Source organism: Aeromicrobium sp. REDSEA-S32_B7, from assembly GCF_001626145.1.
In the GTDB taxonomy this organism is placed as follows: Bacteria; Actinomycetota; Actinomycetes; order Propionibacteriales; family Nocardioidaceae; genus Aeromicrobium; species Aeromicrobium erythreum.
The window spans coordinates 1-8,107 of record NZ_LUNF01000049.1 but is presented as its reverse complement, the minus strand read 5'-3'; the positions used below and the strand labels follow the sequence as shown (position 1 = coordinate 8,107).

General features: G+C 74.5%; 11 protein-coding genes and 1 pseudogene. 1 reads left to right on the top strand and 11 read right to left on the bottom strand.

Going from position 1 to position 8,107, the window contains the following annotated elements; translation table 11 throughout:
• From A6Q79_RS03620 to A6Q79_RS03570, 11 genes are all read right to left on the bottom strand, one after another.
• Positions 1 to 226 (bottom strand): MBL fold metallo-hydrolase (locus tag A6Q79_RS03620; protein WP_317696356.1); only part of this gene is annotated, 226 nt, incomplete at its 3' end.
• A gap of 102 nt (positions 227 to 328) precedes the next feature.
• Positions 329 to 943: a hypothetical protein gene (locus A6Q79_RS03615; protein ID WP_317696353.1), complete on the bottom strand. Its 615-nt coding sequence runs from the start codon at positions 941 to 943 to the stop codon at positions 329 to 331.
• A gap of 31 nt (positions 944 to 974) precedes the next feature.
• Positions 975 to 1,307 carry a hypothetical protein gene (locus A6Q79_RS03610; RefSeq protein WP_253025632.1) on the bottom strand — a complete coding sequence of 111 codons (333 nt, stop codon included), beginning with the start codon at positions 1,305 to 1,307 and terminating at the stop codon, positions 975 to 977.
• A gap of 144 nt (positions 1,308 to 1,451) precedes the next feature.
• A complete protein-coding gene (locus tag A6Q79_RS03605) occupies positions 1,452 to 2,348 on the bottom strand; it encodes a carbohydrate kinase family protein (protein WP_289016666.1) in 897 nt (298 codons plus the stop codon).
• Positions 2,349 to 2,351: 3 nt separating this feature from the next.
• Entirely contained in the window at positions 2,352 to 3,260 is a 909-nt protein-coding gene (locus tag A6Q79_RS03600) for a pseudouridine-5'-phosphate glycosidase (protein ID WP_286691156.1), read from the bottom strand.
• A 19-nt stretch (positions 3,261 to 3,279) separates the two neighbouring features.
• Positions 3,280 to 3,855 (bottom strand): dCTP deaminase, encoded by a 576-nt coding sequence (dcd, locus tag A6Q79_RS03595; RefSeq protein WP_253025638.1) that lies wholly within the window; start codon positions 3,853 to 3,855, stop codon positions 3,280 to 3,282.
• A 17-nt stretch (positions 3,856 to 3,872) separates the two neighbouring features.
• On the bottom strand, positions 3,873 to 4,295 hold the full coding sequence (locus tag A6Q79_RS03590) for a hypothetical protein (protein ID WP_286691155.1): 423 nt from the start codon (positions 4,293 to 4,295) through the stop codon (positions 3,873 to 3,875).
• Entirely contained in the window at positions 4,292 to 5,425 is a 1,134-nt protein-coding gene (locus A6Q79_RS03585; protein ID WP_286691154.1) for a molybdopterin-dependent oxidoreductase, read from the bottom strand. The genes A6Q79_RS03590 and A6Q79_RS03585 overlap by 4 nt, the downstream gene beginning before the upstream one ends.
• 5 nt (positions 5,426 to 5,430) lie before the next feature.
• Positions 5,431 to 6,066: a class I SAM-dependent methyltransferase gene (locus tag A6Q79_RS03580; protein WP_286691153.1), complete on the bottom strand. Its 636-nt coding sequence runs from the start codon at positions 6,064 to 6,066 to the stop codon at positions 5,431 to 5,433.
• Positions 6,063 to 6,758, bottom strand: coding sequence for a DUF2064 domain-containing protein (locus tag A6Q79_RS03575; protein ID WP_286691152.1), 696 nt, complete (start codon positions 6,756 to 6,758; stop codon positions 6,063 to 6,065). Before A6Q79_RS03575 ends, A6Q79_RS03580 begins: the two co-directional genes overlap by 4 nt.
• Positions 6,755 to 7,423, bottom strand: coding sequence for a glycosyltransferase family 2 protein (locus A6Q79_RS03570; RefSeq protein ID WP_067853338.1), 669 nt, complete (start codon positions 7,421 to 7,423; stop codon positions 6,755 to 6,757). Before A6Q79_RS03570 ends, A6Q79_RS03575 begins: the two co-directional genes overlap by 4 nt.
• A gap of 84 nt (positions 7,424 to 7,507) precedes the next feature.
• On the opposite strand from A6Q79_RS03570, the pseudogene A6Q79_RS03565 reads away from it, so the two are divergent.
• Positions 7,508 to 8,107 (top strand): annotated as a pseudogene (locus A6Q79_RS03565) (hypothetical protein); the annotation flags it as partial.

Here is an 8,107-nt window from a genome sequence, read left to right as displayed (position 1 = left end):
GCTCGATGCTGCCGACGTGGTCGACGTGGGCGTGGGTCACGAGCACGGCGGCGACGTCGCCAGGCTCGCGGCCGAGCGCCCGCACCGACGCGTCGAGCCGGTCGGCGTCGCCGGGGTAGCCGGTGTCGATGACCGTCAGCGCGTCACCGTCCTGCAGGAGCAGCCAGTTGACGTCGGTCCCGGTGGCGAGGTGCACGCCGTCGGCGACCTGGATCGGACTCGTCATGGCTCGATGCTCCCCCTGAGCGTGACGTTCGCGGGCCAGAAACGCCGGTCCGACCCCGCGAACGTCACGCTCAGCGGGGATGGGGCGCGAGGGGGCGGGTGGTCAGGTGGCGCAGGGGGCGTCGCCCAGGGCGGCGAGGCCGGCGCGGTCGCCCGGGCCCCAGGAGGATCGGGGGCTGCTCGGGTGCATGAGCTCCCCGAGGTCGTCGACGTGGTCGAGCCCCAGCACGTGGGCGAGCTCGTGCATGAGCACGCCGGTCGCGACCTCGCCGCCGCTGCCGCCGTCGACGAGGTCGGGCGTGTCGAGGCCCGGGCCCCAGGAGGATCGGGGGCTGCTCGGGTGCATGAGCTCCCCGAGGTCGTCGACGTGGTCGAGCCCCGACGCCTCGCGCACCTCGGCGACGGCCCGCTCGAGCACCGCGTCGGCGTCGTCGGGCGCGAGCCGCTCGTTGACCACCAGCCGCACGGGCGTGCACGGGTCGTAGGCGACCGGGGTCTCGCCGTCCGCCTGCGTCTGCAGGAAGGCGTACGACCCACCGCCCGGCAGGGTGCGGGTCTCGCCCTCCGACGCCACCCGACCGTCCGGGAACGTCACGCCGGTGCTCTCCGGGGCCACGACGATCCAGCCCATCAGCCCGGCCAGGAGCGCGACGAGCACGCCGACGGCGAGGACGGCCCGTCGACGCGGGTCGTGCCGCCAGCCCACCGATCCACTCACGGGTCCAGCATGGCAGCCGCAGGCCCGCCGCTCAGGCGGGCAGCAGCGGGAGCGCCTCGGCCCCCGCCGAGAAGGTGAAGCCGTCGGGACCCTCGTGGCGCTCGAGGACGCTGACGTACCAGGTGCCGGGACCCGGCGCCGTGAGCGTGACCCGGTCGGGCGCGCTCTCGTGGTCCGCCCACGTGGTCACGACGCCGCCGCGGGCGTCCCGCGCAGCCTCGGGCGAGCGGTAGTAGGCCAGGACGTAGACCCGGTGCTCCGCGGCGGCGACGTGGACACTGCCGTCGAGGACACCGGCCGGGCGAGCGTGGCGCTCACGACGGGTGGCACGGTCGCCACGTCGTGGCGTCGGCACGATCGACACGGTGTCCTCCCTCTGGGGCCCACCCCTGGACGGCCCCACCTCGATACAACCGCACCGATCACGGGAACGGAAGCCGCTCGCGGATAAAACATTGCGGAAGGTGCCGAAATGACTCGATCGGGCTACGGAATCAGTCGCCAGGTGCTAGACGCGGGGACGCGCGCCGCGCACGGCGATGCACCGCTCGGCGACCGCCCGGCCCGACTCGAGCGCGCCCCGCACGTCGCGGGGGCCAGGGCGCAGCCAGCACGCGAGGAAGCCGGCCGCGAAGGCGTCGCCCGCGCCGGTCGTGTCGACCACGGAGGTCCGCGGCGCCGTCACCTGCTCCCGGCGCTCCACCCCGTCGACGTCACCGAGGAAGGCCGCCCCCATCGACCCGAGCGTCACCACGACACCGCCGAAGCGGGTGGCCAGGTGGTCGAGGTCGATCTGGGGACCGCGCGAGTCGACGAGCACCCGCGCCTCGTCGAGGTTCGGGAAGACGAGGTCGGCCCCGTCGACCCAGTCGAGGAAGGTCGGGCCGCCGCACGCGCGCAGGAAGGAGACCGTGCTCGGGTCGACGCTGACGCCGGCACCGCGCGCCCGCGCCTGCGCGACGAGCCCGAGTGCGGTCGACCGGGTGCCCTCGTCGAAGAACGAGTAGCCGGTCAGGTGCAGCCAGGTGACGCCGTCCCACACGTCGGCTCCGACGTCGTCGGGCGAGAGCCGCCCGTTCGCGCCACGGTCGACGAACATGGTCCGCTCGCCGACGTCGTCGAGCTGCAGCAGGATGGTCGCCGTCGGCAGCTCCGGGTCGCCCACGAGGCGCGCGTCGACGCCGTGCGCCGCGAGGGCCGCCGTGTGGCGCTCGACGGCGTCGGCCCCCACCCGGCCGACGAAGCGGGTGGGCACGCCCAGCTCTCCCAGCCACGCCGCGACGTTGGCCGCCGAGCCGCCGGGCGCCATGCGGATGGTGGCGGGGGTGTCGCTCGCAGGCGTGACCTCCGTCAGCGGTCGCACGCTGATGTCGTCGACCACGTCGCCGACGACGAGCACCGTCACGGGCTAGAGCTCCGCCCAGGCGGTGGCGATCTCGGCCGCGACCCGGATGTTGTTCTCGACGATGCGCAGGTTGACGGCGAGGCTGTCGCCCTCCGTGAGCTCGACGATCGTCGAGAGCAGGAACGGCGTCACCTCCTTGCCCTCGATGCCCTTCTCCTCGCAGCGGCGCAGGGCCTCGGCCAGGGCGCGGTCGTGCAGGTCGGGGTCGAGCTGCTGGTCGAACGGCAGCGGGTTCGCCACCACGATCGCCGTGCAGAGCTCGAGCTGCTCGCGTGCCTCCATGACCCCGGCGACGGCCGGACCGTCGGGCACCGTCCAGTCGAGGGTCTCGCCCGACGAGCGCAGCCAGAAGCTCGGGAACTCGTCGGTGCCGTAGCCGAGCACCGTCACGCCGAGGGTCTCGAGCCGCTCCAACGTGGCGCCGATGTCGAGCACCGACTTGACGCCCGCGGACACGACCGTGATCGGCACCTCAGACAGCGCCTTCAGGTCGTTGGACTCGTCGAAGGAGGTGTCCGCACCACGGTGCACACCACCGAGGCCGCCGGTCGCGAAGACCCGCACGCCTGCGTGGTCGGCGATGAACGACGTGGCCGCGACCGTGGTCGCGCCGCTGCCGCCCCGCGCCAGCACGACCGGGAGGTCGCGCATGCTCAGCTTCGGCACGTCCTCGGACGCGATCCGCTCGAGCTCGGCGTCGCTCAGGCCGGCCTTGAGCTGCCCGTCGAGCACGGCGATGGTCGCCGGCACGACGCCCGCGTCGCGCAGCTGCTGCTCGAAGCGGCGCGCGGCGGCGAGGTTGTCCGGCCGGGGCAGGCCGTGGGAGATGATCGTCGACTCCAGCGCCACGACCGGCCGGCCGGCGGCGAGGGCGTCGGAGACCTCGGGACTGATGGAGAGGGGTAGCGACATGCTGGCTCGTGCTTCGGGTCTAGATGCTCGTCTGGTGGAAGTTGGCGTGCGACCGCGACGCCGTCGGGCCGCGCTGGCCCTGGTACCGGGAGCCGTACGCGGCGGAGCCGTAGGGGTGCTCCGCGGCGGACGTCAGCCGGAAGAAGCAGAGCTGGCCGATCTTCATGCCCGGGTAGAGCTTGATCGGCAGCGTGGCGACGTTGGCCAGCTCCAGCGTCACGTGCCCCGAGAACCCGGGGTCGATGAAGCCGGCCGTCGAGTGCGTGAGGAGTCCGAGGCGACCGAGGGACGACTTGCCCTCCAGGCGCGCCGCGACGTCGTCGGGCAGGGTGACGAGCTCGAACGTGGACCCCAGGACGAACTCGCCGGGGTGCAGCACGAAGGTCTCGTCGCCGGCCACCTCGACCGGGCGCGTCAGGTCCGACTGGTCGGCCGCGGGGTCGATGTGCGGGTACTTGTGGTTGTCGAAGACGCGGAAGAACTTGTCGAGCCGCACGTCGATGCTCGACGGCTGGATCATGGTGCGCTCGAACGGGTCCAGGCTCACCCGTCCGGCGTCGATCTCGGCCAGGATGTCGCGGTCGCTCAGCAGCACGGCAGCAACCTAACCCATCAGGAGGGCGCGGACGTACGGCGACGCTCCTGCCGGACGCCGACGACCACGAGGGCGCCGACGGCGAGGGCGACGACCAGCGTCGCGACGCCCCACGCGAGGCCGTAGTCGCCGGTCAGCAGGGTGGGGTTGTCGGGCTTGCCGCCCTGCCCCGACAGCACGTTGGCGACCGCCACGGTCACGAGCGCCCAGCCGGCGAGCAGCAGCAGGGACGGGGTGCGGGTGGCCGGCGGGAGGAGCCGGCCGAGCAGCACACCCACGACGACGGTCAGGGGCGCCAGGACGAGGTCGTGCACGAGCACGGCGCCCCCGGCCCAGACGAGCACCGAGACCAGGCCGTCGGGCCGGTCGAGCAGCAGGAGGACGCCCCACACGATCGCGGCGACCCCCGGCAGCGCGAGGAGCAGACGAGCGGCCCTCATGCGCGGACCTCCAACGTCCGTACCCACTTGGTCTGCAGCACGCCGGGCCGGTTGGGCGCGATGATGCGGCACGGGAAGCCGTGGTCGAGGTCGAGCGGCTCGCCCTCGAGCTCGAGCGCGAGCAGCGTGCGGTGGTCCTCGACGAACACGGCGGGCAGCTCGCTGCGCGCGAACGCGCCACGGGTCTGCATCGACGTGACGCGGACCGTGGACGCCGCCGGCGCCCCGACCAGCGCGAGCAGGTCGCGCACGGCCACCCCCGTCCAGGTGGCGCTGCGGCTCCAGCCCTCGACGCAGGCGATGGGCAGGCGGTGCGTGCGCTGCGGCAGGGCGGCGAGCTCGGCCCGGCTCAGCGTGACGCTGCGGTCGCCGTGCACGACCTCGAGCCGGAACTCGGCGTCGGTGGCGGCCTCGACGGCGCCGGCGGCGCGGGCCGTGCGGTTGATCGGCAGCCCCTGCGGGCCCGTCCCGTCGCGCACCGCGAGCACCGACACGCGGCGCAGCCACGGCACGCTCTGCCCGACGGTGAGCACGGTCGCCACGGCTGACGCGCCGAGCGCGGTCGCCAGCACGGCGCGACGTCCGGGAGCACCGGCGCGCTCGACGTCGGGCTCCGTCTCGGGCGCGAAGGCCTGGCGGACGACCGGCAGCTTGACCGCCACGTGCACGAGGATGCTGCCGACCGCGATCCAGGCCACGGCCTCGTGCGCCGGGCGGAACGAGAACGACCACGGGTACCACTGCACGACGTTGAGCAGCCCGCTGACGAGCTGGAACAGCGCCGAGGCCACGAGGACGGCGATGGAGCCGCGCTCGAGGGCGTGCAGCGCGAGGCGGCGGACGTCGGCCGGCGGTCGCGCGAACAGCCGCGGGAAGACCGACCACAGCTTCACCAGCAGCAGCGGCACGCAGGCGATCCCCGTGGCGACGTGCAGACCTTGCGTCCACCGGTAGAGCGACGCGGGGCGGGGCCCGATCGGGGCCCAGGACGGCGGGTCGTACTGCAGGTGGCTCCACATCCCGGTGAGGAAGCAGATGCCGAATGCCACGCCGAGCCAGGTGCCGACCCGCGCCGTGAGCCGTGGGCCCCGCGCGCGGGCCTCGAAGTCCTCGACGCGGGGCAGGCGCACGATCCTCAGCCCCGGACCGGCCGGTGCAGCTCGGCCACCCAGCGGCCGTCCGCCTGCAACGTGCGGGTGTGGACGAGGTGGGCGCGGTCGGCCAGGTAGCTGACCGCGTCGAGACCGACGACGGCCCACTCGAACGGTGCGCCCAGGCGACCGTCGACCAGCAGCCGTCGACTCTCCTGCAGGATCCCGCCGTTCTCGCGCACCTCGACGAGCACCGAGCCCCCGGGCGCGACGAGCTCGCCGACCCGCCGCAGCAGCCGCGCCGGACGCCCGCCGATGCCGATGTTGCCGTCGGCGAGCAGCGCGTGCTGCCAGCGGCCCTCGCCGGGGAGCCGGTCGAACACGTCGCGCCGGAGCACGACGGAACCACGCGCCTTCGCCAGGCCGAGCGCCGCACGCGACGTGTCGACACCCAGAGCGTCGACCCCGCGCAGCAGGAGGGCGTGCACGAGGCGGCCCGGACCGCAGCCGAGGTCGAGCGTCGGTCCCGAGCAGGGGTCGACGAACAGGGCGTGGTCGGCGTCGTCCGCGTCGGCCGCCCACCGGTGCACCGCCAGGTGCTCCTCCACCCCGGCGTCGTCGACGAAGCGCGAGTCGTCGGAGGTGAAGACCGCGTCGAACGTGGCGTCGTCCAGGCTCATGCCCCTGCTCCTGCCGTCGTGGACCGGTCGACCGCTCTGGCGAACCGCGACCCCGGGAGGTCGCTGGCGACCGACTGCGCGTCGGGCCACTCGTCGACGTCGCACAGCGCGCGCAGCAGCTCGACGTCGCCGAGCGCGGCGCGGGTCAGCTCGCCGGTGTCGTCGCGCGACATCGGCACGCCGCGCAGGGCGTCGGCGCGGCGCGGGTCGGGCAGGCCGAGGAGCCACCAGCCGCCGTCGTCGGCCGGTCCGAGCACCTGCCGTCCCTCGACGACGGCGTTCCCCGCGGCCACGAGGTCGTCCGGTGCCACCTGGGGGGTGTCCATGCCGATCTGCACCGTGCCGCGACCGTGCACGCCGGCGTCGGCGTGCGCGTGGGCGAGACGCTCGCCGAAGTCGTCGCCACGCTGGGGTACGACGATGGTGCGCTCGAGGGCGGCCCGGACGTCGTCCGCCCGGGCGGCGCTGGCGACCTCGCCGGTCATCGCGACCACCACCGGCCAGCCCGTGACCGCACGGGCGGCCTGCACGGCGTCGAGGGTGTCGAGCAGGGCGGCGGCGGCCACGTCCGCGGCGGCGTCGGGCCCGACGACCCGGCCGAGGCGGGTCTTGGCGAGCCCGGGCACGGGGGCCTTGGCGACGACGAGCAGCACCGGGCCGGTCGACGGCGGCTCGAGCGGCGCGGGCGTCATCGCAGCACCTTCGCGAAGTCCTGGACGACCCGGGCGGTGCCCTTGACCGACCCCGACACCTTCGACCGCGTGCCGGCCGCGCGCGGTCGGTAGTCGACGTCGACCTCACGGACCGTCCAGCCCGCGCGGGACGCCTTGACCATGAGCTCCAGCGGGTAGCCGAAGCGACGGTCGCGCACGTCGAGGTCGAGGAGGTCCTGGCGACGACAGACCCGCATGGGCGCGAGGTCGTGGATGCCGAAGCCGCTCGAGCGGCGGATCCAGGTGGCGAGGGCGAGCGTGCCGGCGCGTGCGTGCCAGGGCCAGACGCCCCGGGCGACCGGCCGACGTCGACCCACGGCCATGGTGACGCCCTCGGTGCGCACGGCGTCGAGCATCGGCAGGAGGTCGGCGAGCCGCATCGAGTCGTCGCCGTCGATCACGGCCACGTACTCCGCCTCGGCCGCCTCGACGCCGGCGTGCACCGCTGCGCCGTACCCCGGGCGGGACTCGTGCACCACGACCGCGCCGAGCGAGCGGGCGACGTCGGCGGTGCCGTCGGTGGAGCCGTTGTCGACCACGACGACCCGCAGACCCGCGGGGACGTCGGCGAGGACGAGCGGCAGGGCCGCTGCCTCGTCGCGACACGGCACCACCACGTCGCACGTCACGCCTGCATCGACCATCCCCCGAAACTACGGGCGATGGCACGACCCCGCACGTCAACCAGCGGCCCTGCGGCGCGGTCACGGTCGGGCTAGCGTGGCGCCATGCAGGCCCGCCCCCGCCCGGCCGTCGTGTCGGCGCTCGTCGGACTCGTGCTCGTCGTCGCGGCCATGGTCGTGCCGCTGCTGCTCGACGAGGACGTGCGCGTGCACTTCCCGCCGCTGCACGCGTGGTGGGGTCCACGGCTCGACCCGCTCCTGCTCGTGGCGGTCGCGGCCGGGGTGCTGCTGTGGTCGGCGCTGCCGCGTCTGCGCCTCGAGCTGCCCTGGCGCGTCGTGGTCGTGCTGACGACCTTCGCGGGATGGCTCTGGACGTGCGCGCTCGGGCTGAGCGACGGTCGCTACGGGTTCGCCCGCGTCTACGGCCGCACGAGCGAGTACCCGCACGACGCGCAGACCGTGCGCGACGTGCCCGCGATGCTGCGGGAGTTCGTCGAGCGGATCCCGTCGTCGGCGCCCGACAACTGGCACACGCACGTGGCCGGGCACCCGCCGGGCGCGCTCCTCTCGTTCGTGCTGCTCGACCGGCTGGGCGTCCAGGACCCGTTCTGGATCGCGATGGTCGTGGTGACGGTGGGCGCGACGTCCGTGGCCGCCGTGCTGCTGACGCTCGACCTGCTCGGCACCCGCGACCTCGCCCGGCGG